Source organism: Scandinavium tedordense (assembly GCF_024764965.1).
In the GTDB taxonomy this organism is placed as follows: Bacteria; Pseudomonadota; Gammaproteobacteria; order Enterobacterales; family Enterobacteriaceae; genus Scandinavium; species Scandinavium tedordense.
The window spans coordinates 95316-121087 of record NZ_JALIGG010000051.1; the positions used below are offsets into that span (position 1 = coordinate 95316).

At 54.1% G+C, this 25772-nt stretch carries 26 protein-coding genes; 13 read left to right on the forward strand and 13 right to left on the reverse strand.

Features of this window, described 5'->3' with window-relative positions; translation table 11 throughout:
- The first annotated feature begins 3 nt into the window (after positions 1-3).
- Both cyoE and MUU46_RS05635 read left to right on the forward strand, forming a co-directional pair.
- Positions 4-891 (forward strand): heme o synthase, encoded by an 888-nt coding sequence (cyoE, locus tag MUU46_RS05630; RefSeq protein WP_258965036.1) that lies wholly within the window; start codon positions 4-6, stop codon positions 889-891.
- Between the two features lie 147 nt (positions 892-1038).
- The gene (locus MUU46_RS05635) at positions 1039-2403 is read left to right on the forward strand and encodes an MFS transporter (protein WP_159752382.1); all 1365 of its coding nucleotides are present in this window, start codon (positions 1039-1041) and stop codon (positions 2401-2403) included.
- 63 nt (positions 2404-2466) lie between these two features.
- Here MUU46_RS05635 and MUU46_RS05640 read toward each other — a convergent pair whose 3' ends face one another.
- A complete protein-coding gene (locus MUU46_RS05640) occupies positions 2467-2958 on the reverse strand; it encodes a YajQ family cyclic di-GMP-binding protein (protein WP_125355068.1) in 492 nt (163 codons plus the stop codon).
- Positions 2959-3102: 144 nt separating this feature from the next.
- Between MUU46_RS05640 and panE the strand changes: the two genes are divergently transcribed.
- The 5 genes from panE (at position 3103) to MUU46_RS05665 (ending at position 8155) form a co-directional block, all read left to right on the forward strand.
- A complete protein-coding gene (gene panE, locus MUU46_RS05645; protein WP_258965037.1) occupies positions 3103-4017 on the forward strand; it encodes a 2-dehydropantoate 2-reductase in 915 nt (304 codons plus the stop codon).
- A complete protein-coding gene (yajL, locus tag MUU46_RS05650; protein ID WP_159752378.1) occupies positions 3977-4567 on the forward strand; it encodes a protein deglycase YajL in 591 nt (196 codons plus the stop codon). Before panE ends, yajL begins: the two co-directional genes overlap by 41 nt.
- A 258-nt stretch (positions 4568-4825) precedes the next feature.
- Positions 4826-6094 carry a PTS sugar transporter subunit IIC gene (locus MUU46_RS05655; RefSeq protein WP_258965038.1) on the forward strand — a complete coding sequence of 423 codons (1269 nt, stop codon included), beginning with the start codon at positions 4826-4828 and terminating at the stop codon, positions 6092-6094.
- A gap of 12 nt (positions 6095-6106) precedes the next feature.
- Complete coding sequence (locus MUU46_RS05660) at positions 6107-7423, forward strand: 6-phospho-beta-glucosidase (protein WP_258965039.1); 1317 nt, start codon at positions 6107-6109, stop codon at positions 7421-7423.
- A 9-nt stretch (positions 7424-7432) separates the two neighbouring features.
- Positions 7433-8155 carry a glucosamine-6-phosphate deaminase gene (locus MUU46_RS05665; RefSeq protein WP_258965040.1) on the forward strand — a complete coding sequence of 241 codons (723 nt, stop codon included), beginning with the start codon at positions 7433-7435 and terminating at the stop codon, positions 8153-8155.
- Positions 8156-8184: 29 nt separating this feature from the next.
- On the opposite strand, the gene MUU46_RS05670 is transcribed toward MUU46_RS05665, so the two are convergent.
- Both MUU46_RS05670 and thiI read right to left on the reverse strand, forming a co-directional pair.
- Positions 8185-8919: a GntR family transcriptional regulator gene (locus MUU46_RS05670; RefSeq protein WP_159752370.1), complete on the reverse strand. Its 735-nt coding sequence runs from the start codon at positions 8917-8919 to the stop codon at positions 8185-8187.
- 128 nt (positions 8920-9047) lie between these two features.
- A complete protein-coding gene (gene thiI, locus MUU46_RS05675; RefSeq protein ID WP_258965041.1) occupies positions 9048-10499 on the reverse strand; it encodes a tRNA uracil 4-sulfurtransferase ThiI in 1452 nt (483 codons plus the stop codon).
- 199 nt (positions 10500-10698) lie between these two features.
- Between thiI and xseB the strand changes: the two genes are divergently transcribed.
- The 4 genes from xseB to MUU46_RS05695 all read left to right on the forward strand — a co-directional run bounded on the left by xseB (position 10699) and on the right by MUU46_RS05695 (position 14886).
- Entirely contained in the window at positions 10699-10941 is a 243-nt protein-coding gene (xseB, locus tag MUU46_RS05680) for an exodeoxyribonuclease VII small subunit (RefSeq protein ID WP_258965042.1), read from the forward strand.
- A 3-nt stretch (positions 10942-10944) separates the two neighbouring features.
- Entirely contained in the window at positions 10945-11844 is a 900-nt protein-coding gene (gene ispA / locus MUU46_RS05685) for a (2E,6E)-farnesyl diphosphate synthase (protein ID WP_159752366.1), read from the forward strand.
- Between the two features lie 144 nt (positions 11845-11988).
- Positions 11989-13851, forward strand: a complete 1863-nt coding sequence (gene dxs, locus MUU46_RS05690; protein ID WP_258965043.1) for a 1-deoxy-D-xylulose-5-phosphate synthase — start codon at positions 11989-11991, stop codon at positions 13849-13851.
- A gap of 60 nt (positions 13852-13911) precedes the next feature.
- Positions 13912-14886 (forward strand): aldo/keto reductase, encoded by a 975-nt coding sequence (locus MUU46_RS05695; protein ID WP_159752363.1) that lies wholly within the window; start codon positions 13912-13914, stop codon positions 14884-14886.
- Positions 14887-14992: 106 nt separating this feature from the next.
- On the opposite strand, the gene pgpA is transcribed toward MUU46_RS05695, so the two are convergent.
- The 6 genes from pgpA to nrdR form a co-directional block, all read right to left on the reverse strand.
- Positions 14993-15505 carry a phosphatidylglycerophosphatase A gene (pgpA, locus tag MUU46_RS05700; protein ID WP_159752361.1) on the reverse strand — a complete coding sequence of 171 codons (513 nt, stop codon included), beginning with the start codon at positions 15503-15505 and terminating at the stop codon, positions 14993-14995.
- Complete coding sequence (gene thiL, locus MUU46_RS05705) at positions 15486-16460, reverse strand: thiamine-phosphate kinase (RefSeq protein ID WP_258965044.1); 975 nt, start codon at positions 16458-16460, stop codon at positions 15486-15488. Before thiL ends, pgpA begins: the two co-directional genes overlap by 20 nt.
- A 69-nt stretch (positions 16461-16529) precedes the next feature.
- Positions 16530-16949 (reverse strand): transcription antitermination factor NusB, encoded by a 420-nt coding sequence (gene nusB / locus MUU46_RS05710; protein WP_110511508.1) that lies wholly within the window; start codon positions 16947-16949, stop codon positions 16530-16532.
- A gap of 21 nt (positions 16950-16970) precedes the next feature.
- Complete coding sequence (ribH, locus tag MUU46_RS05715) at positions 16971-17441, reverse strand: 6,7-dimethyl-8-ribityllumazine synthase (RefSeq protein WP_159752357.1); 471 nt, start codon at positions 17439-17441, stop codon at positions 16971-16973.
- Between the two features lie 86 nt (positions 17442-17527).
- Complete coding sequence (gene ribD / locus MUU46_RS05720) at positions 17528-18631, reverse strand: bifunctional diaminohydroxyphosphoribosylaminopyrimidine deaminase/5-amino-6-(5-phosphoribosylamino)uracil reductase RibD (protein WP_258965045.1); 1104 nt, start codon at positions 18629-18631, stop codon at positions 17528-17530.
- A 3-nt stretch (positions 18632-18634) separates the two neighbouring features.
- Positions 18635-19084, reverse strand: a complete 450-nt coding sequence (gene nrdR / locus MUU46_RS05725; protein ID WP_110511511.1) for a transcriptional regulator NrdR — start codon at positions 19082-19084, stop codon at positions 18635-18637.
- A 143-nt stretch (positions 19085-19227) separates the two neighbouring features.
- On the opposite strand from nrdR, the gene MUU46_RS05730 reads away from it, so the two are divergent.
- Positions 19228-19770 (forward strand): SadB/YajI family lipoprotein, encoded by a 543-nt coding sequence (locus MUU46_RS05730; RefSeq protein WP_159752353.1) that lies wholly within the window; start codon positions 19228-19230, stop codon positions 19768-19770.
- A gap of 308 nt (positions 19771-20078) precedes the next feature.
- Entirely contained in the window at positions 20079-20972 is an 894-nt protein-coding gene (locus MUU46_RS05735) for a nucleoside-specific channel-forming protein Tsx (protein ID WP_159753480.1), read from the forward strand.
- Positions 20973-21063: 91 nt separating this feature from the next.
- On the opposite strand, the gene MUU46_RS05740 is transcribed toward MUU46_RS05735, so the two are convergent.
- The 4 genes from MUU46_RS05740 to yajC form a co-directional block, all read right to left on the reverse strand.
- Entirely contained in the window at positions 21064-22458 is a 1395-nt protein-coding gene (locus MUU46_RS05740; protein WP_258965046.1) for a M24 family metallopeptidase, read from the reverse strand.
- A 112-nt stretch (positions 22459-22570) separates the two neighbouring features.
- Entirely contained in the window at positions 22571-23542 is a 972-nt protein-coding gene (gene secF, locus MUU46_RS05745) for a protein translocase subunit SecF (RefSeq protein ID WP_159752349.1), read from the reverse strand.
- A 10-nt stretch (positions 23543-23552) separates the two neighbouring features.
- Positions 23553-25400 carry a protein translocase subunit SecD gene (gene secD / locus MUU46_RS05750; RefSeq protein ID WP_258965047.1) on the reverse strand — a complete coding sequence of 616 codons (1848 nt, stop codon included), beginning with the start codon at positions 25398-25400 and terminating at the stop codon, positions 23553-23555.
- Positions 25401-25427: 27 nt separating this feature from the next.
- A complete protein-coding gene (gene yajC, locus MUU46_RS05755; RefSeq protein WP_159752345.1) occupies positions 25428-25760 on the reverse strand; it encodes a preprotein translocase subunit YajC in 333 nt (110 codons plus the stop codon).
- Positions 25761-25772: the final 12 nt, after the last annotated feature.

Sequence of the window (25772 nt, forward strand, 5' to 3'; positions counted from 1 at the left end):
AGTATGTTTAAGCAATACCTGCAAGTTACAAAACCAGGCATCATCTTCGGTAACCTGATCTCGGTCATCGGCGGCTTCCTGCTGGCTTCTAAAGGCAGCATCGATTACCCGCTGTTTGTCTATACCTTGATTGGTGTGTCGCTGGTCGTTGCGTCCGGTTGTGTGTTTAACAACTACATCGACATGGATATCGACAGGAAGATGGAACGGACCAAAAATCGGGTGCTGGTTAAAGGCCTGATTTCTCCGAACGTTTCGCTGGTGTATGCCACCTTGTTGGGTGTTGCTGGCTTTATGCTCCTGTGGTTCGGCGCTAACCCGCTGGCTTGCTGGCTTGGCGTGATGGGCTTCGTGGTTTATGTGGGCGTTTACAGCCTGTATATGAAGCGCCATTCCGTCTACGGCACGTTGATTGGCTCACTCTCTGGCGCAGCGCCGCCGGTGATTGGCTACTGTGCCGTTACCGGCAACTTTGACAGCGGTGCGGCTATTCTACTGGCGATTTTCAGCCTGTGGCAGATGCCTCACTCCTACGCCATCGCGATTTTCCGCTTTAAGGATTATCAGGCGGCAAACATTCCGGTCCTGCCGGTTGTTAAGGGGATCTCCGTTGCCAAAAACCACATCACGCTCTACATCATCGCCTTTGCTGTTGCAACGCTGATGCTGACTCTCGGTGGCTACGCTGGATATAAATATCTGATTGTAGCGGCGGCAGTAAGTGTCTGGTGGCTTGGAATGGCGCTGCGTGGATATAAAGTGGCGGATGACAGAGTCTGGGCGCGCAAGTTGTTCGTCTTCTCTATCGTCGCCATCACCTCGCTGTCGGTAATGATGTCAGTCGACTTTATGGTTCCGGATTCGCATTCGGTTCTGGCTTACGTCTGGTAAGCCAACCATCGCGTTAAAAGGGTGCTTCGGCACCCTTTTTTATTCGTTAGATCAATGCGTCACGATGTAATATTTGCTAAACAACCGCTTGTTTACCCTACCCTTCCCCGGCTTTACACTAAGCGCTGCTTTTATACTGAGGTGGAAATGAACGATTTTAAGATGACGCCAGGCGAATTGCGCGCGACCTGGGGTTTAGGGACCGTATTCTCACTGCGTATGCTCGGCATGTTTATGGTTCTGCCAGTTCTGACCACGTACGGCATGGCATTACAGGGTGCCAGCGAAGCGTTGATTGGTATCGCTATCGGAATTTATGGGCTCGCACAGGCAATCTTTCAAATCCCATTCGGCCTGCTTTCAGACCGTATTGGCCGTAAGCCATTGATCGTCGGCGGACTCCTTATTTTCGTCGTCGGCAGTATGATTGCTGCGATGTCGGATTCTATCTGGGGGATCATTCTTGGCCGCGCGCTGCAAGGCTCTGGCGCCATTGCCGCCGCCGTGATGGCACTGCTCTCAGACCTGACCCGCGAACAGAACCGCACCAAAGCGATGGCGTTTATTGGCGTCAGCTTCGGGGTCACTTTTGCCATTGCCATGGTGCTGGGCCCGATCGTTACTCACAAACTCGGCCTGCATGCGCTGTTCTGGATGATTTCCGGGCTGGCGACGCTTGGTATTCTGCTAACAATTTGGGTAGTACCCAACAGTGACAACCACGTCCTCAACCGCGAATCGGGCATGGTAAAGGGCTGCTTCAGCAAGGTGCTGATGGAGCCAAAACTGCTGAAGCTGAATTTCGGCATAATGTGCCTGCACATTCTGCTGATGTCGACGTTTGTTGCCCTGCCTGGGCAGCTTGAAGCTGCGGGTTTCCCGGCAGCCGAGCACTGGAAAATCTACCTGGTCACCATGCTCGTCTCATTCGTTTCAGTCATACCCTTTATCATTTATGCCGAAGTGAAACGCCGCATGAAGCGCGTGTTCCTGATTTGCATCGCCCTCATTTTGATTGCTGAGATTGTACTGTGGGGCTCGGGCGCCTACTTCTGGGAACTGGTCGCCGGGGTTCAGCTGTTCTTCCTCGCCTTCAACCTGATGGAGGCCTTGCTGCCGTCTCTTATCAGCAAAGAATCTCCGGCGGGTTACAAAGGTACCGCGATGGGGATTTATTCGACCAGCCAGTTCCTGGGCGTAGCGATTGGTGGCTCACTGGGGGGTTGGCTCGACGGTTTCTTTGATTCGCAAACGGTGTTCCTGATGGGCGCCTTGCTGTCAACCGTCTGGCTACTGGTCGCCATGACCATGCAGGAGCCGCCATACGTCAGTAGCCTGCGCGTCACCCTGCCTGATGATGTTGATGCGGATGAAGCACTGAAAGCGCGTCTGCTGGCAAAAGACGGCGTAAAAGAAGTATTAGTGATTGCCGCCGAACGCTCAGCGTACGTGAAGATCGACAGCAAAGTGACCAACCGCTTTGAGGTTGAACAGACGATCGTTGAGGCATAAAAAAAGCGGGCATCGCCCGCTTTTTGAGTTCAATGAAACCACCTTCACGAAGGTGGTTTTTTATTAGTCGCGGAAATTCTTGAACTGGAAAGGCTGTCCGAGATTGCCGCCGCGCACCAGCGCCATGACCGCCTGCAGATCGTCACGGGCTTTGCCCGTCACGCGGATTTCTTCACCCTGAATCTGCGTCTGCACTTTCAGTTTGCTGTCTTTAATCAGCTTAATGAGCTTCTTCTGCACCGCGCTTTCAATGCCGGTTTTCAGCTTCCCTTCAACGAACCAGGTTTTACCGCTGTGGGTATATTCTTCTGGTACATCAATGGAATTGCCTTCAATGCCGCGCTTGAGCAGCTTGGCACGCAGGATATCCAGCAGCTGATTGACCTGGAAATCAGATTCGCTCAGCACCTTGATGGTCTGGTTCTTTTCGTTCAGCTCAATGCTGGCTTCTACACCACGGAAGTCGAAGCGCGACTCCACTTCACGGGCCGCATTATCGACCGCGTTCTTAGCTTCCTGAAGATCAACTTCAGAGACAATATCGAAAGATGGCATGTTTTATTCTCCCTCTCTTTTTGTTGCGATGCATAATACCCGCAAAGTCAGAGAACACAACCTGTTATCCCTGCGAGTCAGGGGGTATCGTCGGCGCTATAATAGTAACATAACGCCTGATCCCGTAGCAGGTGAGGAGGAACGATGAAGATTACCGTGCTCGGATGCGGCGCCCTTGGACAATTATGGCTGACTGCGCTGTACCGGCAAGGCCATGAGGTGCAGGGCTGGCTACGCGTCCCTGCCCCCTGGTGCAGTGTGAATCTGCAGGAGACTGACGGGCGCGTCTTCAACGAACTGCTGACCGCCAACGATCCTGAGTTTCTCGCCAACAGCGACTTACTGTTAGTTACGCTGAAAGCCTGGCAGGTCTCGACAGCGGTAAAAAATCTGGCGAGTAAACTCCCGGCCAGCTGCCCAATACTGCTTGTGCATAACGGAATGGGCATCCTGGAAGAGCTGCGCAGTGTGAAGCAACCGCTGCTGATGGGCTTGACCACCCAGGCGGCACGCCGTGATGGCAATCTGATTATTCACGTCGCCAATGGCACCACGCACATTGGTCCGGCCAATCTCCTCGCGCAAGCGCACAGTACCCTCGCGGATACACTGCACGCCGCGCTGCCGGATGTGGCCTGGCATAACGATTTGGGCGCCGCGAGCTGGAAGAAACTGGCCGTCAACTGCGTGATTAACCCACTCACTACCCTCTACGACTGCCCGAACGGCGAACTGCGCAACTACCCGGATGAAGTTGAACGCATCTGTCACGAAGTGGCTGCGGTGATGCAGCGTGAAGGCCATCATTCCAGTACGGAAGATTTACTGGCTTACACCTGGCAAATCATCGACAGCACTGCCAGCAATATTTCGTCCATGCTGCAGGACGTTCGCGCCCAGCGCCAGACTGAAATCGACTACATAAGTGGCTACCTGCTAAAGCGCGCGCGTGCCCACGGTATTACGGTGCCGGAAAACGCCCGCCTGTTTGAACAGATTAAACGTAAGGAGAACACGTATGAGCGTATCAGCGCTGGTTTGTCTCGCCCCTGGGAGTGAAGAAATGGAAGCCGTGACCACCATCGATCTGCTGGTTCGTGGCGGGATCAAGGTCACCATGGCAAGCGTTGCCAGTGATGGCGAGCTGGCTATCACCTGCTCACGCGGTGTAAAACTGCTGGCCGATGCACCATTGGCACAGGTGGCTGACGGCGATTTTGACATCATCATTCTGCCTGGTGGCTTAAAAGGTGCCGAATATTTCCGCGACAGCACCATTCTGGTGGAAACGGTAAAACAATTTCACCGCTCAGGCCGGATCGTGGCAGCCATTTGCGCCGCAGCGGGCACGGTTTTGGTTCCGCACAATATCTTCCCTGTCGGCAACATGGCCGGATTCCCGGGGCTGAAAGACACCATTCCTGCCGATCAATGGCAGGATAAACGCGTCGTCTGGGATCCCCGAGTGAATCTGCTCACCAGCCAAGCCCCGGGCACCAGCATCGACTTCGGCCTGAAAATCATCGACCTGCTGGTTGGCCGCGAAAAAGCCTGGGAAGTTGCTTCACAGCTGGTGTTACCGGCTGGGATTTACAACTTCTACGAGTAACGTCTCAACGAATTAATCGTCGCCACGCCCGTGGCGGCGCTCACATTTCTGGCATTAAATTTCTCCTTTCTGTTCAGCGCTTTCATCAACTAGCGCTTATTTTTCAATTCATTAAACCAAAAACGCGTTATTCCCCCTGCCTTGACACTCCAAATATTCCGTGGAAAACTCAATCTAAACTGGACTATACCAGTTTAAAAAACACCTCCTGACACGCGCCAGAAGGAGGCATAAAAACCTCATAAAGAGGAGTAGCCCGTGATTACGTTTATTGAGAGCAAGGTCATCCCCGTCCTAATCCGGATTGGTGAAAACAAAATTCTGGTGGCGGTCCGTAACGGGATTGCCCTGACGCTGCCGTTCACCATCACCGGCAGTCTTTTCTTAATCATCGCCAATTTACCGATCCCCGGCTGGAGCGAATGGCTGGGCCCGTGGGCTGACAAAATCAGCGCGCCGGTTGCCGTTACCTTCGGCGCAATCGGCCTTATTTCCGCCGTGGGGATCAGCTACAACCTCGCGAAGGAATATAAGCTAAATGCGATTACCTGCAGCGCGGTCACCATGGTGGTGTTCCTGCTGGCACAGCTCAACGATAAATATCAGTTGAACGTCGATAACCTCGGCGCTGCGGGCCTGTTCTCTGCCATTATTTTGGCGGTGCTGACGGTGCATATCATTCGCTGGTTTATTGGCCGAGAAATTGTTATCAAGCTGCCGGACGGCGTTCCGCCCGCCGTGGCCCAATCTTTTGCGAGCCTGATTCCAGCTGCGGTTGCCATCACGCTGGTGTGGTTTGTCCGGGTAATGCTCGGCTTTGACATCAATGAATTTTTCACCCAGATCCTTAGCCCGTTGGTAAGCGGCCTCGGCTCGCTGCCGGGCATGCTGGTGTTGATTTTCCTGATTTCGCTGCTGTGGTGCTGCGGCATTCACGGTGACAACGTACTGTCCGGCATCACCAGCCCGATATTCCTGAAATATATCGCCGAAAACACCCAGGCGTATTTAAACCACCAGCCCATTCCACACATCACCGCCGATGGCTTTTACATCGTGTTTATGTGTATCGGCGGCACCGGCGCCACGCTCGGTCTGGTGCTGGCGATGCTGCGTTCCCGCAGCAAACTGTATAAATCTGTGGGCAAACTGTCGCTACCTTCGGCGGTGTTCTGTATCAACGAACCGGTAATTTTCGGTTGCCCGATTGTCTTCAACCCGCTGCTGATGATCCCGTTCACTCTGACCCCAATGCTGCTGTGTATCTCCACCTACAGCCTGATGTATTTCGACATCATCGGTCGCCCGGTACTGCAAATCCCCTGGACCATGCCGCCAATTTTTGCGGCATGGTTCGTCACCGGCGGCAATATTCCGGCGGTTATCTGGTCTGTCTGTACCATCGTAATTTCCGTCGCTATCTATTTCCCGTTCTTCAAATTGCTCGAACGCCAACAACTGGAAAAAGAGCGTCATGAAGAACAACGCGCAAGCGAATCCGTACTGAACACTGACTCCGCATTGTAAAAAGGATATCTGATGAAAAAGCTCAAAATTGTCACCATCGGCGGTGGCTCAAGCTATACCCCGGAACTGATTGACGGCTTTATCAAACGTTACGATGAACTGCCCGTTACCGATTACTATCTGCTGGACATCGAAGAAGGCAAAGAGAAGCTGGAGATTGTCGGCAAGCTGGCGCAGCGTATGGTGAAAGAGGCCGGGATCCCGATGAACATTCATCTGTCCCTCGACCGCGCCGAAGCGCTGAAAGACGCCGATTTCGTGACTACCCAGCTGCGCGTCGGTTTTCTCGATGCGCGCATCAACGATGAAAAAATCCCGTTGAAATATGGCGTATTGGGCCAGGAAACCACCGGCCCTGGCGGGTTTATGAAAGCCCAGCGTACGATCCCGGTGCTGCTGGATATCTGCCGGGACATGGAAAAATATTGTCCGGACGCGTGGCTGATTAACTTCACCAACCCGGCTGGAATCGTCACCGAAGCTATCACCCGCCATTCGAACATCAAGAGCATCGGGATTTGCAGCGGCGCCAACAGCATGCTGATGGATATCGCCAAGGCCTATGAGGTAGAAAAGAAGGACGTTTATGCCCGTATCATGGGCCTGAACCATCTGATTTTCGCCGATCAGATTTTCATTAAAGGCGAAGATTATACTGATGATTTCATGGCAAAACTGGCGCAGGGCAGCGCCAGTAACTCGCTGAAAAACATTCCGGACATCGGTTTCTCCTCCCGCTTTGCCAAAGCGTTACATATGTATCCAATTTCCTATCTAAAGTACTTCTTCCTGACCCGTGAAATGGTTGAGGCGGCGCAGAAAGATGCTAGTACCAAAGGCACCCGCGGTGAGCAAACCCGCGAGATTGAACAACGCCTGTTTGAGCTTTATCAGGATGAGCACCTTTCCCATAAACCGAAAGAGCTGGAAAAACGTGGCGGCGCCTGGTATTCGGATACCGCCTGCTCGATTATCAGTTCGATTTTTAACGACAAAAAAGAGATCCACGTGGTAAACACCGTCAACAACGGTGCGACACCGGACCTGCCGGATCACGTGACGCTAGAAACCAATGCGGTTATCGATCGTAACGGCGCGCACCCGTTGGCGTACGGACGAATACCTGTCAAAATTCGCGGTCTGATCCAAAGCGTCAAAGCCTATGAAGAGCTGACCGTCGAAGCCGCAGTCACCGGTGATTACAGCACCGCCCTTATGGCGCTGACCATTAACCCGCTGGTACCGTCGGCGACGCTTGCCGAGAAAATTCTCGATGAATATCTGGAAGTGAATCAGCGCTATTTACCGCAATATCATTCAAAAAGCTAAGGAGCAGCGATGAAAACGTTAATTTCCCCGGACTACCCGCAGCTGTGTCAGGCGGTCGCGCAAAATGTGATTCACTGCGTGAACGAAAAACCCAATGCGCTGATCTGCATTGCGGGCGGCGACACGCCGCTGGGCGTCTTTGCCGCTCTGGTCGACGCGCAAAAGCAGGGCCGCGTGGACTTTTCCCGCACGCAGTTTCTCGGGCTGGACGAATGGCTCGGTCTTGGCAAGGCGGACAAAGGCAGCTGCCGCGAAATGGTCTGGCATCATTTCTTCGACAAGCTGACGCTGCGTGAGGAGCAAATCTGCTTCTTCGATGGGCTCACCGCCGACCCGCAGACAGAGTGCCAGCGCGTGGATGGTTATATTGAGCAGCATGGGCCCATTGACTGCATCGTGCTTGGCATTGGCATGAATGGTCACATTGGCTTTAACGAGCCAGGTGCGTCGCCGGATAACACCTGCCACGTGATTGATTTAGATGACGTCACCCAGGCGGTTTCGGTGAAGTATTTCGATACGCCACGCGAGGTAAAACAGGGAATTTCGCTTGGTCTGAAAACGATTCTGGCGGCGAAAAATATCGTGCTGATGGCAAGCGGCGAGAAGAAAGCAGCCATTGTGGCGCAGACAGTGAACCACCCGACGAGTCGCGATATTCCATCGACGCTAGTCAAAACGGTGTCACAGGCGAGTTTGTATATCGATAGCGCAGCGGCAAGCGCGCTGTAGTGCAAATCTAACAGGCGCTTTGGCGCCTGTTAGCGTTCGATGCGTAGGTTTTTGACCCGGAAGATATCGGCGCGGTTATAGCTGATGGAGTAGTTAAACGCCGTTTTGTCGGCAAGGCGCGTCACTTCAGTAATTTTCAACATCGGCTGGCCGCTGGCAATATTGAGCAGCGGTGCCAGTTCATCGTCAAACAGCGCGGCTTCAATTATGGAGTCAGCGTCTTTGATTGTCTTCCCGGTGTACTCTTCAATATAGCCATACAGCGATCCTTCGCTGAGGATGTCCTCAGGAATGGTGTCGATGACGCTTTGCGGGATATTACTGTCTTCCACCAGCACCGGATTGCCGTCGAGCAGTCGGATACGACGGATAAACCAGACGTTATCGCCAGGAGAGATTTCAAGATGCTGCGCCAGCGTGGCATCAGCCTGAATGCCATTGAACGCTAACAACTGGCTGCTGACCTTTACTCGCCCCTGAAATTCACGGGAAAAGCCGAGGATGCTGTCACTGGTTTCGTTATTCAAAAGGTAGACGTTGGTGGCGCTGTTTTTCAGCACGAACATCCCTTTGCCGTGAATGCGCTCGATAAACCCTTCCTGAACCAGGTTATCCATCGCTTTCTGCACCGTTACGCGGGTCACGCCGTACAGGCCTGCCAGTTCGCGCTCGGAGGGAATGCTTTCACCTTTTTTATAGAGTTGATTGAGGATGTCGCTCTTAATGCGTTCCTTAATCTCAATATACTTGTGCACCTTTTGCATCGTCATCTCGCTGGAAATAGTGCGGTTTAATGCCACAAACCGTGCGTGCTGATGCCCTCACCCCGGTCCTCTCCCACAGGGAGAGGGTGCAAACACTAAAGGCCTTCTCACTGAGAAGGCCTTGCTGTTTATTCCGGGCGGTAAACCTTCACGTTAGCAAAGCCCTGCTCGCGCAGATACAGCGCCTGCAGACGGCTCATCACGCCGCGATCGCACCACAGCAAGTACGTTCTGCTCTGGTCAAAGTCACCAAACTGGGTGCTGAGTTTATAGAATGGCAGGGACGCCACTTCCACACCTTCGAGCTTCAGCGGTTTGTCGTCCTGTTCGTCAATAGAACGAATATCGAGCACCACATCGGTCGCGTCAAACGCAGTCACGGTTTCGACTTCAACCACTTCCTGCTGAGTCTGCTGCGCAATCTCGCGAATATCGACGTTGTTGGCTTCCGACACCACTTTGTCGAGAATAGCGAAATCGAAATTCTGCTCTTCCGCTTCGATTTTTGCCTTCACCGCTTTCACGGTCGGGCTCTTCGAAATCACGCCGCAGTATTCCGGCATGGTGCGGGCAAAATCTTCAGTGCCGATTTCACGCGCGAGATCGATGATGTGTTCTTTGTCGTGAGAAATCAGCGGACGCAGAATCAAGGTATCAGACACGTTGTCGATCAGACGCAGGTTGGTCAGGGTCTGGCTGGACACCTGGCCCAGCGCTTCGCCAGTGACCAGCGCCTGCACGCCGTAGCGCTCAGCAACCTGAGACGCAGCACGCATCATCATGCGTTTAAGCACCACGCCCATTTGGCCGTCGTCGACTTTTTCGAGGATTTCACCCACCACAGGTTCGAAGTTGATCGCCACGAAGCGTACGCGATGTGAACTGCCGAAGCGGTTCCACAGATAATGCGCCACCTGACGTACACCGATTTCATGTGCAGCGCCGCCCAGGTTGAAGAAGCAATAATGCACCCGACAACCGCGACGAATCAGCATGTAGCTGGACACGCCGGAGTCGAAGCCACCGGAAATCAGCGACAGCACGTCTTCTTGGGTACCAATCGGGAAACCACCGATACCTTCGTAGCGGCCTTTAACCAGCAGCAGACGGTCGTTATCAATTTCCAGGTTGACCGTGATATCCGGTTTGGTCAGCTTCACGCGCGCAGTTTCGATGTGCTGATTCAGCCCACCGCCCACGTAACGCTCTACTTCAATAGAGGTAAAGTCATGCTTACCACGACGCTTTGCACGAACGCAGAAAGTTTTACCTTCCAGCGTTTCGCGCCACAGCGGCAGCGTCTGCTCGAAGATATCGTGCAGCGAAGTGAAAGGCACATCTTCCACTTCCAGAATATGGTGGATGCCGGGAATACGGGTCAGCGCATCACGAATAATCGGACGCTGATCTTCGTCTTTGGCGCGAACTTCAATGTGATCCCAATGACGAACAACGGCAAGGGTCTCGTCGTACTGCTTGAGTACGTTACGGATATTCCCGGTCAGAATTTTTATAAAGCGCAACCGCACAGATTGGCTTTTGATGGTGATTTCCGGGAACAATTTAATGATAAACTTCATGGCGGCAATGGTTCGTTGGCAAACCCGATTGGGCTTGTGGACAAAAAATACAGCAGCCATGACATCCCGGCTGCATCCAGGCGCGCAAGTATACCACCATCGCGGTCAACCTGCGCATTACCATTATGCGTTATTTCATATGCCCGAGGACTTCGCTACCATAGGCGGGTCGCGACACAACAAGAGTCAAACATTCACTATGCCAAAGAAAAATGAAGCGCCAGCCACGTTTGAAAGCGCACTGACTGAACTTGAGCAGATTGTTTCCCGTCTCGAAAACGGTGACTTACCGCTGGAAGACGCCCTGAACGAGTTCGAGCGCGGCGTTCAGCTGGCGCGCCAGGGTCAGGTGAAGCTACAACAGGCGGAGCAGCGGGTACAAATCCTGCTCGCCGATAACCAAGACGCTCCGCTGACCCCTTTCACGCCGGACGCTGAGTAACCAATGGATTTCTCGCAACAGTTACAGGCCTGCGTCGACCGGGCCAATGAAGCGCTGCGTCAGTTTATTGCTCCGCAGCCCTTTCAGAACACTCCGCTGGTTGAAGCCATGCATTATGGTGCACTCTTAGGGGGGAAACGCCTGCGACCATTCCTGGTGTATGCCACCGGCGGCATGTTCAACGTGAGTCTTTCCACGCTGGACGCCCCTGCCGCGGCGGTGGAATGCATTCATGCCTATTCGTTGATCCACGACGATCTGCCGGCGATGGACGATGACGATCTGCGTCGCGGCCAACCGACCTGCCACATTAAATACGGTGAAGCCAATGCCATTCTGGCCGGCGACGCCCTACAGACGCTGGCGTTTTCTATACTCAGTGATGCACCGATGCCGACAGTGTCAGACCGTTTCCGTCTGGCGATGGTGTCAGAACTGGCTCAGGCCAGCGGCGTGGCAGGGATGTGCGGCGGTCAGGCGCTTGATCTGGAAGCAGAAGGTAAGCAGGTTGATTTAGACGCACTTGAGCGTATTCATCGCCACAAAACCGGGGCGCTTATCCGCTCTGCCGTGCGTCTGGGTGCACTGAGCGCTGGTGAGCAGGGCAAAGCGGCCCTGCCGGTGCTGGATAAATACGCGGAAAGCATCGGCCTCGCATTCCAGGTGCAAGATGACATTCTGGATGTGGTAGGGGATACTGCGACCCTTGGCAAACGCCAGGGCGCTGACCAGCAGCTTGGTAAAAGCACCTACCCTGCCCTGTTGGGACTTGAGCAAGCCCAACGAAAAGCCCGTGATCTCATTGAAGAGGCCCGCCAGTCATTAACTGTACTGGCCGCGCAGTCTCTGGACACCACGGCACTGGAAGCGCTAGCGAATTACATTATTCAGCGCGATAAATAAGCAACCTCCTCGAAATAATTCAGGTTGCAGAAAGGCGACAACACTGTGAACCCTCAGAAGCTTACATAAATAAGTGACTGAGGTGAACGAGGCAGCCAACGCCTATGCAGCCTGAAGTATGACGAGGAAAATGATGAGTCTCTGATGAGTTTTGATATAGCCAAATACCCGACGCTGGCACTGGTGGAGTCCACTCAGGAGTTGCGTCTGTTGCCAAAAGAGAGCCTGCCGAAGCTCTGCGACGAACTGCGTCGCTACCTGCTCGACAGCGTGAGCCGCTCCAGCGGACACTTTGCCTCCGGGCTTGGCACGGTGGAACTCACCGTGGCGCTGCATTACGTCTATAATACCCCGTTCGATCAGCTGATCTGGGACGTAGGTCATCAGGCTTACCCACACAAAATTTTGACCGGCCGTCGTGATCGTATTGGCACCATACGCCAGAAAGGTGGCCTGCATCCGTTCCCATGGCGCGGTGAAAGCGAGTACGACGTGCTGAGCGTCGGGCACTCGTCTACCTCTATTTCCGCCGGGATAGGCATCGCTGTCGCCGCAGAAAAAGAAGCCAAACAGCGTCGCACCGTGTGCGTCATTGGCGACGGCGCGATCACCGCCGGGATGGCGTTTGAAGCGATGAACCATGCGGGCGATATCAAGCCGGATATGCTGGTTGTCCTCAACGACAACGAAATGTCGATTTCCGAGAACGTCGGCGCACTGAATAACCATCTGGCACAGCTGCTGTCCGGTAAGCTCTATTCGTCATTGCGTGAAGGCGGCAAGAAAGTCTTCTCAGGCGTCCCGCCGATTAAAGAGCTCCTCAAACGCACCGAAGAGCACATCAAAGGCATGGTGGTTCCGGGCACACTGTTTGAAGAGCTTGGTTTTAACTATATCGGCCCGGTCGACGGACACGACGTGTTAGGGCTGGTCAGTACGCTGAAAAACATGCGCGACCTGAAAGGCCCGCAGTTCCTGCACATCATGACCAAAAAAGGTCGTGGTTATGAGCCAGCAGAAAAAGATCCCATCACCTTCCACGCGGTGCCAAAATTCGACCATACCAGCGGCGTGCTGCCGAAAAGCAGCGGTGGCCTGCCGGGTTACTCGAAAATTTTCGGCGACTGGCTGTGCGAAACAGCGGCGAAAGACAACAAACTGATGGCGGTCACTCCGGCAATGCGTGAAGGCTCCGGAATGGTCGCGTTCTCTAAAAAATACCCTGACCAGTATTTTGACGTGGCGATTGCCGAGCAGCATGCGGTGACGTTTGCTGCGGGTCTGGCGATTGGCGGTTATAAGCCGGTGGTAGCGATTTACTCGACCTTCCTGCAACGCGCCTATGACCAGGTCATTCACGACGTCGCAATCCAGAAATTGCCGGTGCTGTTCGCCATTGACCGCGCGGGCATCGTTGGCGCTGATGGTCAAACCCATCAGGGTGCGTTCGATCTCTCCTATCTGCGCTGCGTTCCGGAAATGGTCATCATGACCCCGAGCGATGAAAACGAATGTCGCCAGATGCTGTTTACCGGCTATCACTACAACGATGGCCCGAGTGCCGTTCGCTATCCACGCGGCAGCGGTACCGGCGTCGAACTGGCCCCCCTGGAAAAACTGCCGCTCGGTAAAGGCGTCGTCAAACGCCAGGGCGAGAAAATCGCGATTCTCAACTTTGGTACGCTGCTGGTGGATGCCGCCGTGGTGGCCGAAAATCTCAATGCCACACTGGTCGATATGCGCTTTGTGAAACCGCTGGATGAAACGTTAATTCTGGACATGGCCGCCCGACATGAGGTGCTGGTCACACTGGAAGAAAACGCCATCATGGGCGGTGCAGGCAGCGGCGTAAATGAAGTACTGATGGCACACCGCAAACCGGTGCCGGTTCTGAATATTGGCCTGCCGGATGTCTTTATCCCGCAGGGAACGCAGGAAGAAGCGCGGATAGATATCGGTCTCGACGCCGCCGGAATCGAAGCAAAAATCACGGCCTGGCTGGCCTGATCCTTTCCCCCTTTCCGCTCCTGCTATGCTTAACATTACGTTCATCGCAGGAGTGGAAGCATGCAATACAATAAATTGGGAACAACCGACCTCAACGTCTCCCGACTGTGTCTTGGCTGTATGACTTTTGGCGAACCTGACCGTGGGAATCACGCCTGGACGCTGCCGGAGGAAAGTAGCCGCCCCATCATTAAACACGCCCTTGAAGGCGGGATTAACTTCTTTGATACTGCCAACAGCTACTCCGACGGCAGCAGCGAAGAGATCGTTGGCCGTGCGCTGCGTGATTTCGCGCGTCGTGAAGAGGTGGTCGTGGCGACCAAGGTTTACCATCAAACAGGGGATTTACCGCAAGGGCTTTCCCGGGCGCAAATCCTGCGCTCTATCGACGACAGCCTGACGCGTCTGGGGATGGATTACGTCGACCTGCTACAAATCCACCGTTGGGATTACGACACCCCGATTGAAGAGACGCTGGAAGCGCTGAACGACGTAGTTAAGAGCGGAAAAGCGCGTTACATCGGTGCATCATCCATGCATGCGTCACAGTTCGCACAGGCGCTGGAACTGCAAAAACAGCACGGCTGGGCGCGGTTCGTCACCATGCAGGATCATTACAATCTGATTTATCGCGAAGAAGAGCGCGAGATGCTGCCGCTGTGCTATCAGGAGGGCGTGGCGGTTATCCCGTGGAGCCCGTTGGCGCGTGGTCGTCTGACGCGTCCATGGGGTGAAACGACTGCCCGCGTGGTCTCCGATGAATTTGGTAAAACACTCTACAGCACCACCGAAGAGAATGACGCACATATTGCGGAACGGCTGGCGAACATTGCGGATGAGCTGGATGTGACGCGTGCACAAGTAGCGCTGGCGTGGCTGTTAAGCAAACCCGGCGTGGCAGCACCCATTATCGGTACATCGCGGGAAGAACAGCTCGAGGAATTACTGAATGCGGTGGATATCACCCTGAAACCGGAGCAGATTGCCGAACTGGAAACGCCGTATCAGGCTCATCCGGTGGTAGGATTTAAATAAGTGAGTCTCCCCTCGCCCTAGCCCTTTCCCTTAAGGAGCGAGGGAATAATCCTCGAACGCTTTCCTCCCTCTCCCTTTTAGGGAGAGGGTCGGGGTGAGGGTTTTATCAAATAATTCCCATCGGCCAGTGATGCCCAATCACATACAACAGTCCCGCGGAAATCACTCCGGCGACAATATCGTCGACCATAATTCCCATCCCGCCATGAACGTTGCGATCGAACCAGCGGATCGGCCACGGTTTCCAGATATCGAAAATACGGAAGATGACAAATCCAGCAGCGACCCACTGCCAGTCGTTGGTGGGAATGGCCATCAGCGTAATCCACATCCCGACAAATTCGTCCCAGACGATGCTGCCATGGTCATGCACGCCCATGTCTTTCGCCGTGCGATGGCAGATGTATACGCCAATGCAGATACTTAGCATCACCGTCAGCGAATAGAGCTGCCATGGCAGGAAGGTCATCAGATACCAGAAGGGAATGGCCGCAATCGAGCCCGCCGTGCCTGGCATTATCGGGCTAAGACCGCTGCCAAAACCGGTCGCCAGCAGATGCCACGGGTTAAGCATGCTCAGGCGGCTTTTTGCTACGTCTTTACTGCGCAAAATGGTCATACCCCTTCCAGTCGAGCGTTACCGGTTTGCAGTCACGCTGAAAATGCAGCCCTTCGATGTCGGCGCTGACCTGGCCAATGCAGGTGAAGCCCATGCCGAAATTGCCCAAAGCGACATCCAGCACACCACGATTAAGCTCCGGCACGGTGAAGCACAGTTCGTAATCCTCACCGCCAGAAAGCGCCCAACGCAACGCCTGTTCGGGCTCGACGTGGCGCTTCATCACTTCAGAATACGGCAGCAGATCGAGATCTACCCGCGCGCCGCACCCGCTGGCTTTGAGAATATGCCCGAGATCGGAAATCAGCCCATCGGAAATATCGATGGCCGAATGCGCCAGATTACGCAGCGCCTGACCACTCAGAATCCGCGGCGTCGGATTAAGATGACGCTTAACCAGATAATCCGCGTCTTCTTTGTTATCCACCTGCAGACGGTCCTGCAAAATCGCCAGCCCGGCAGCGCTGTCGCCCGGCGTACCGGTGACGTAAATCCAGTCACCTGGTTTTGCGCCAGAACGCTTCAACGCCCGGCCTTCCGGCACTAAGCCGTGAATACCCAGTGTCATCGACAGCGGCCCTTTAGTGGTGTCGCCGCCAATCAGCTGCATATCGTAATAATTGAGTTGTTCAAACAGGCTGTCGCTGAATGCTTCAAGCCAGGCTTCTTCTACCGACGGCAGCGTTAATGCCAGCGTCAGCCACGCAGGATCAGCGCCCATCGCAGCGAGATCGCTGAGATTCACCGCCAGCGCTTTGCGGGCTAAATCGGCAGGATTGATATCAGGAAGGAAATGAATGCCCGACACCAAAGTGTCAGTACTGATCGCGAGAGTTTGTTTTTCAGGAATATTGAGCAGTGCGCAGTCGTCACCGATTCCGGTTTCAACATCAAGACGGGAACTTCTTACACGATCAAAATAACGGGCAATCAGGGAGAATTCGCCACATGCCATACGTTATGCCTCGGCAGAGAAAAGAGAAGGCCGGAGAGAACGGTGAAACCGCTTTCTCCGGCCTGCAGATTACTTTTTGCGGGGACGGATTGCCGGAGCTGCTTTATCCAGCACGCCGTTAACGAACTTATGGCTGTCTTCGGCACCGAAGGTTTTTGCCAGTTCGATAGCTTCGTTGATGGCCACTTTGTACGGCACATCATCACGTTTAGCCAGCTCAAACAGCGCGATACGCAGCACAGCTTTTTCTACCTGACCCAGTTCTTCCAGCAGACGGGACAGATAAGGTTTCATCAGGCCGTCGAGATACGCGCTGTTGGTCGCCACTCCGGTCAGCAGTTCACGGAAGTACACGACGTCGACGTCTTTCACGTCCTGTTCCGCCAGGAACTGGTATTCAACATCAGAGATGTCGTTTTTAGACAACTGCCAGGAGTAAAGCGCCTGGACAGCACACTCACGGGCGCGGCGACGAGCAGCAGGTTTCACGGAATTCCCCTTACAAAAAAATCAGGCCTTGATGGCTTTCAATACATTGATCATTTCAAGCGCGGTCAGTGCAGCTTCTGCACCTTTGTTACCGGCCTTGGTGCCAGCACGTTCGATGGCTTGTTCGATGCTTTCGGTGGTCAGAACCCCAAAAGCGACCGGGATTTCGCTGTCGTGCGCAACCTGCGCCAGACCATTGCTTGCTCCACCGGCCACGTATTCAAAGTGAGCAGTACCGCCGCGGATAACGGTGCCAAGCGCGATCACTGCATCGTATTTACCGGTTTTCGCCAGTGCACCGGCTGCCAGTGGCAGTTCGTATGCGCCAGGAACCCAAACGACGGTGATGTTTTCGTCTTTCATCTGACCAATACGCTTCAGGGCGTCAATCGCACCTTCCAGCAGGCTGTCATTGATGAAGTTATTGAAACGCGCAATGGTGATGGCAACGCGAGCGTCCGGGGCAGCAACGTTAGCTTCGATAATGTTCATACTTTTCCTTTTGGGATTCGACTTACCCCGAGGGGGGCGGATTTTATCATAATTATTCGCGTACGGCTTCCCTATTTAGGGCTGCTTCACGCGGGTATTAAATGCAGACACAGATCCGGGCCTACCTGGCGGATCTCGCTGAAACTAAACTGGGGTGCATCGGCCAGTTTCTCAAGCCCTGGCAGCACACATAAACCACGTGCATTGCTGCCTAACAGTTTAGGCGCAACGTAAACAATCAGCTCATCAACCAGACCTGCCTGCAACAATGCCCCGGCAAACGTTGGGCCCGCTTCCACCCATAGACTGTTAATTTGCTGTTTGCCCAACTGCATCATCAGCAGGACTAAATCGAGATGACCATTATGTTCCGGCACGTTCAGGTTGCGCACATTGTCCGGCCATTCACGGGTATCGTCTTTGCAGCGCGCAAACAGAATGTCGCCCGGTTGCTGCACGATGCGATGTTCCGGCGTCACGCGGTTCTGACGGTCGATAACAATACGCAGCGGTTGACGCAGATTTTCCTGCGGATAATGCGCCTGCACATCGGTATTCAATTCATCCCAACGCACGGTTAACGCCGGATCGTCGGCCAGCACCGTGGCATCGGTGGTCAAAATGGCGTGGCTTTCCGCGCGAAGACGCTGCACATCGCGGCGCGCCTGCGGCGAGGTAATCCATTGACTTTCACCGCTGGCCATCGCCGTGCGGCCATCCAGCGACGCGCCAAGCTTCAGCTGAATGTACGGGAAACCGGTGCGCATCCGCTTCAGGAAGCCCTTATTCAGCGCTTCCGCTTCGCTCATCATCAGCCCGTGGCTGACCTCAATGCCTTCCTGCTGCAAACGGTATAGCCCGCGCCCCGCAACCTGCGGATTAGGATCCTGCATCGCAGCAACCACGCGGCTGACGCCTGCGGTAATCAGCGCCTCGCAGCACGGCGGTGTACGGCCATGGTGGCTGCACGGTTCGAGGGTGACGTATGCCGTTGCCCCTTTCGCTTTCTCGCCCGCCATGCGCAGGGCGTGGACTTCGGCGTGCGGTTCGCCCGCGCGGTAATGCGCACCTTCGCCGACGATTTCCCCGTCTTTCACGATGACGCAGCCAACGCGTGGATTCGGATGAGTAGTGAAGCGCCCCTGATTCGCCAGCTTCAGCGCACAGGCCATATACATTTCGTCAAGCATCGATCAGTCCTGTAAACGGGCGATCTCTTCGCCAAATTCTTTGATGTCTTCGAAACTGCGATAGACTGACGCAAAGCGGATATAAGCCACTTTATCGAGCTTTTTCAGCTGTTCCATGACCAGATTACCGATTTGCTTGCTTGGCACTTCACGTTCGCCGGTGGCACGCAGCTGCGATTTAATGTGGTTAACCGCCATTTCGACATCATCAGAGCTGACCGGGCGCTTTTCCAGCGCTTTTTGTAAGCCGCTGCGCAGTTTGTCTTCGTTAAACGGTTCGCGGACGTCGTTACTTTTCACCACCCGCGGCATCACCAGTTCGGCCACTTCGAAGGTTGTAAAACGTTCATTACACACGAGGCACTGACGGCGGCGGCGCACTGAGGAACCTTCTCCTACCAGACGGGAGTCGATCACTTTGGTATCTACGGCTAAACAAAATGGGCAATGCATGGCGCGTCCTGACGAAGAAAAATAACATATTCCTATTTTACCACGACCCACCCCACGGCGTCATTTTGAGACAATCCCCCGATGGCATCCAGGACGATACTGCTACCATTACTGTCGACAGAACCTTGAAAGGACACCTAACGATGACACGACGTTTAGTACGAATTCTGGCGCTGGGCAGCCTGTTTACCCTTAGCGCCTGTGCACAGCAGCACGAAGTACATCAGATGCAGCAGAGCGTCACCGCGCTCAATAAAGATATGACCACGCTGAATCAGGAAACCGTGAAGATAACCCAGCAAAACACCCTGAATGCGAAATCTGCAAGCGGTGTGTATCTGCTGCCGGGATCTAATACTCCAGCCCGCCTGGAAAGCCAGATTGGTACGCTGAGAATGTCGCTGATTAATATCGCGCAAAATGCCGACGGTATGCGCGCCACGCTGCGTATTCAGGGCGAATCCAATGATCCGCTTCCCGCGTTTAGCGGCACCGCCGAATGGGGCCTGATTCAGGGCACCACTGACAACTATCAGGAAGTGAACGTCAAAAACCAGTTGATCAACGCCCCGGCCAGCGTCCTCGCGCCGAGCGATGTGGATATTCCACTTCAGCTCAGCGGCACTGATCCAAAGCAGCCCGTTTTCGTGCGTATTCACGATATTCAGCCCGCCAGCGTTCAGTAATTTCTTATCACCGGATAGCGACGGTTATCCGGTTTCCCTCCCCTTTTTCATCACCCTTCAACACGCACTGCAATCTTTGCTGTTTTTCAGAAATCCCTGGAAACATTTGAGAGAATCCGTACAATCCCCGCCGATAATGCACGCAAACGTGAACGCAATCGATTACGTACTTGAGAAAACTGTGAAACACCACATATTTTTGTGAGCAATGATTCTTATAATAGGCCTCGCAGAAAACAGTTACATTTAGAAACGCCCAAGCGGTTCTTTTTCACTCCCCGAAAGGGATTTCAACAAGTGGCATAATGATGAAAAAAACATTAATTGCAGCCGGTGCAGTGCTCGCGCTTTCTTCGACTTTCACGGCAAACGCAGCCGAAACTACCAAACCAGAGTATGTCTCTGACTGGTGGCATCAGAGCGTCAACGTGGTAGGCAGCTACCACACCCGCTTTGGACCGAAAATCAATAATGACGTTTACCTGGAATACGAAGCGTTCGCCAAGAAAGATTGGTTCGACTTCTACGGCTATATCGATATCCCAAAAACCTTCGGTGCGGGTAACGGTAACGACACCGGTATCTGGGACGACGGTTCACGTATGTTCATGGAAATTGAACCGCGCTTCTCCATTGATAAGCTGACCGGCACCAGCCTGGCATTCGGCCCATTCAAAGAGTGGTACTTCGCGAACAACTACATCTATGACATGGGTGCTCACGGCAACGATGCCAGTAAGCAAAGCACCTGGTACATGGGTCTGGGCACCGATATTGATACCGGCCTGCCAATGAGCCTGTCCCTGAATGTGTATGCCAAATACCAGTGGCAGAACTACGGCGCCGCGAACGAAAACGAGTGGGATGGTTACCGCTTCAAGGTGAAATACTTTGTGCCAATCACCCAACTGTGGGGCGGCCAACTGAGCTACATCGGCTTCACCAACTTTGACTGGGGTTCAGACCTGGGTAACGAAGACTTCCGTGACCTGAACGGTAAGAAAGCGCGAACCAATAACTCCATCGCGTCCAGCCACATTCTGGCACTGAACTACGATCACTGGCATTACTCTGTGGTCGCACGTTACTGGCACAACGGTGGCCAGTGGAACGACGATGCAAGCCTGAACTTCGGTGACGGCGACTTCAGCGTCCGCTCTACCGGTTGGGGTGGCTACCTGGTTGTCGGTTATAACTTCTGATAATCCGCGGTTAGTGAAAAAGCCCGGCGGCGCAAGCTTGCCGGGTCTACGCGAAGCCCGGTAAGCTTAGCGCCACCGGACATATTAAGACTCACGACTTACACGACAACGCACTCGCAGGGTCCAGTAACCACGGCCGCAAATATCCTACGGTATTTGAGAACGGCAACACCCACTCGGGTAAACGAATCCCGACCTCTTTTTCAATAAAAGCCCGTCTCGCCTGCACCCTCGCCCACAGCTGCGGATAGTCCGCCGCCAATTGCTGACGTAACGATTCATCTGCCAGCGCCACCGTGTCTTCAATGCTCGCCCCTGCATATCCCGCCCGGGAAGGAATAATATCGATTTGCAGCAGCATGCCGCTGGCCAGCGGAATGTCAGAGCCCGCAGACACCGGTGAACACAGCCATTCTTCATCCGCCACAAGATGCCCCGGATTGAGATGCCAGTGATATTCAGCCTTCGGCAGCACGTCTTCAATCAGCTGGTACAGCTCACCGCCGGTCATGCCCGGACGAATATTTTCCAGCCACGCGACCACCGCGCGGAAATACGGAATCGCGACGACATCCAGATAATCGCTGACCGCATCCGGCAACTGTCCGGCATTTTCGACCACGTAGGCCGCACGGCTGCTGAGCCCACCTTTGAAGCTAGTCGTCAGAGAAAACTTATCCCCCAGCTGCACCGTTTTATCACCCGGATAAAGATTCGCATGGGCGAAACGATCGCCGGTGGCAGCGATGGACACCACGTTGTGCGGCTGGCCATCAGCGGCGAGCAGGCTGGCAATCTCCTTTTCCGTTTTACCCGGTGCGACCGCATTCAGCGCCCGAAGTATCGCCGTTGAAGCCAGGTTGGCGCCGTATTCATAATGCGCTAACTCATTGGCATTATTGATAACCCGCGCGCCATACGCCGGGGAGATAAACACGCCGGTGGCATTACGCAGTTCTGCCCTGGGCGCAGCCTCACGGACCGCATCAACGATAAACGACGGGATATCGAACATCTGCCGCGTGTTGTCGTTTATGCCAGTGAACAGCTTCCAGCCCGCCAGACCCAGCGTTTTATCCCCGGTAATACCGGCGCGTTGCAGAACCTCATGAAGGGGCTGAACGGTGTCCATTGGCTGATTCGGCAGAGAGAACCATGGCGCATGCAGCACGCGTTTTTTCAGCCGCGCATGCGCCGCCAGTTTGAGGTTTTCGTTGCCGAGAACCAGCCCCGCCTCACCATCCAGATGCAACACCAGCAGCGCCTCTTCAAAGCGCGGGATAAAGCCGGTGAGATATTCAAAGTTTCCGCCGTGCTCTTTGTCGGCGTAAACAATCAGCGTGTCCAACCCCTGTTGGCGCATCCGGTCCAGCACGCGCGCTTTGCGCCCGGCAAGTGTGGCGTCATTTAGGGTAACGGAAGGCAGATTCGTCCAGCACGGTGGCTGAGGTATCGGCTGAAGTGAAACGGGGGTGGGAGTGGTCATTTCTGTAGTGTCCTTTAAACAGAGATTATCTGTTCACCCTACCGGAAACGCGGATTTTTGGCATAAAAAAATCCCGGTCATATGACCGGGATTCGATTTTGCAGTGCAGAACTTACGGCAGAATATTAGGCTGATCGGCGCCTTCTTTTTCCACTTTCTGTTGCAGCAGGTGCTCGCGTCGCATCCCGAGTTTCAGCGCCAGCGCGGAAGCTACGTAGATGGACGACGCCGTACCGATGGTAACACCGATAAGCATGGTCAGTGAGAAGCCTTTCAGCATCGCACCACCGAACAGGAACAGCATCAGGATAACCATCAAAGTGGTACCGGATGTGATCAACGTACGGTGCAGCGTCTGGGTCAGGGACACGTTAAAGATTTCGTAAGGCGTACCGCGACGAATTTTGCGGAAGTTTTCACGAATACGGTCCGATACCACGATGCTGTCGTTCAGCGAGTAGCCGATAACCGACATCAACGACGCGACGATGGTCAAATCAACTTCAATCTGGCACAGCGACAGAATGCCCATGGTGATCACCACGTCGTGCGCCAGCGAGATAACGACACCCGCCGCCAGACGCCACTCAAAGCGGAATCCGACATACACGAGGATAGAGATCAGCGCCACCAGCAGCGCCATTGCGCCGTTAGTTGCCAGGTCAGCCCCGACGCTTGGCCCCACAAACTCGATGCGCTTTACAGCAGCATGTTGGTTAGTGGTTTCGTTAATCACGCTCAACACCTTGCTGCCCAGCTCCTGGCCGCCGGTTTCCCCTTTGGCCGGTGGCATACGCACCATGATGTCGCGGCTGCTGCCGAAGTTCTGCAACAGTGGATCGGCAAAGCCTGCTTTTTCCAGCGCGTCACGCATCTGGTCCATATCGGCCGGTTGTTCGAGGCTGATTTCAATGACAGTACCGCCAGTGAAATCCAGACCCCAGTTAAAACCACGGACGCCGATAATGATGATGGAAGCCACCAGCAGCAGGCCAGAGATGCCAAAGGCCCAGTAGTCCCAGCGCATAAAGTCATGGACTTTACGGCCGTAGTTTAATTGTTCAACAGTATATTCCTGTGCCACAACGCACTCCTCAGATAGACAGCTTGTTGATGCGTTTGCCGCCGTACAACAGGTTTACGATGGCACGGGTGCCGACGATCGCGGTAAACATGGAAGTCGCCACACCGATACCGGTAGTAATAGCGAAGCCTTTAATAGCGCCAGTACCGACCGCGTACAGGATGATAACTTTGATCAGCGTGGTAACGTTCGCATCGAAAATCGAGCTAAACGCGCCGCGATAACCTTCGTCAATCGCCTGCTGAATGGAACGTCCGTTGCTGATTTCTTCCTTAATACGCTCGTTAATCAGTACGTTAGCGTCGACCGCCACCGCAAGGGTTAATACGATACCCGCAATCCCCGGCATGGTCAGCGTGGCCCCAGGCAGCAGCGACATGATACCGACAATCATTACCAGGTTCATAATCAGCGCTGAAGTCGCGATCAGGCCAAACTTCTTATAGAAGAAGATCATGAAGATGATGGAGATAGCCAGACCCGCCAGACACGCTTCCAGACCTTGCTGAATATTCTGCATACCCAGGGTTGGACCGATGGTACGTTCTTCAACAATCTGAATCGGAGCAATCAACGCACCGGCACGCAGCAGCAGGGAGAGCTGACGCGCTTCGTTAGGGTTGCTGATACCCGTAATACGGAAGCTGTTACCGAGGCGAGACTGGATGTTGGCGATGTTAATCACCTCTTCCTCTTTCACCAGAACGGCACGTCCTTTCGCGTCCTTCTTGCCGCTGTCTTTGTACTCCACGAACAGGGTTGCCATCGGCTTACCGATGTTATCCTTGGTGAAGTTAGACATGATGTTGCCACCTGCGCTATCGAGCGAGATGTTAACCTGCGGCTGATTGTATTCATCCTGGTTCGAAGTGGAATCGGTGATGTGGTCACCGGTCAGAATAACGCGCTTGTACAGCACAACAGGCTGGTCTTCACGGGTATTTTTCACTTCGGAATCGCCCGGTACGCGGCCAGATGTGGCAGCGGACTGATCGACGGAGGAATTCACCAGACGGAATTCCAGGGTTGCGGTTGCGCCAAGAATTTCTTTCGCGCGCGCCGTGTCCTGAATACCTGGCAGTTCAACCACGATACGGTCAGCACCCTGACGCTGAACCAGAGGTTCGGCAACGCCAAGCTGGTTCACACGGTTACGCAGGATGTTGATGTTCTGCTGAACGGCATACTCACGCGCTTCATTCAGACGCGCATCGGTCATCACCGCACGCAGCTGGTTGCTGCCTTGCTTAGAGATAACCAGATCGCGATGACGCGGAGCCAGATAATCAATCGCCTGATTACGCGCCGCGTCGTCGCGGAACGTAATGCTCAGGCCATAGTTATCGTCTTTACGAACGGTAGTGTAGGCGATGCCTTTTTCACGCAGATCGCTGCGCAGGCCATCAATGTTTTGTTCCTGCAATTTACCGAGCGCGGTATCCATATCCACTTCCATCAGGAAGTGCACGCCGCCACGCAGATCAAGACCGAGTTTCATCGGCTCTGCGGAAATCGACGCTAACCAGCGCGGGGTTGCCGGAGCAAGGTTTAACGCCACGACGTACTTGTCACCCAGCACGCTCATCAGCGCTTCACGCGCGCGCAGCTGGATGTCAGTGGAGTCGAAGCGAGCAAGAATTGCGCCCTCTTCCAGTGCCACAGACTTAGCGGTAATTTTTTCTTCTTTTAAGGTGTTCTGGACCTGGATCAGCGTTTGCTCACTGGCGGCGACGCCGCGCGCGCCAGTGATTTGAACAGCCGGATCCTCACCATACAGGTTGGGAAGTGCGTAAAGCAGGCCGACGATAAACACGACGACCAGCATAATGTACTTCCACAAAGGATAACGGTTTAACACGGCAGTTCCCTTTGGGAAAACAGTAGATTACAGCGCCTTCATGGTGCCTTTCGGCAGAACGGCAGCTACGAAGTCACGTTTGATAACCACTTCAGTGGTGTCGTTCAGCGCGATAGCAATGTAGCCAGCTTCAGCTACTTTGGTTACGCGACCAACCAGACCACCGTTAGTCAGCACTTCATCGCCTTTGGCAATGGAGTCCATCAGCTTTTTATGGTCTTTGGTGCGCTTCTGCTGTGGGCGCAGGATCATGAAATAGAAAATCAGACCAAACACAACCAGCATCAGGATCAGAGACACTGGGCTGCTTTGTCCCGTTGCACCAGAAGCGGCTACCGCATCAGAAATAAAAAAGCTCATTGAATTTCCCTC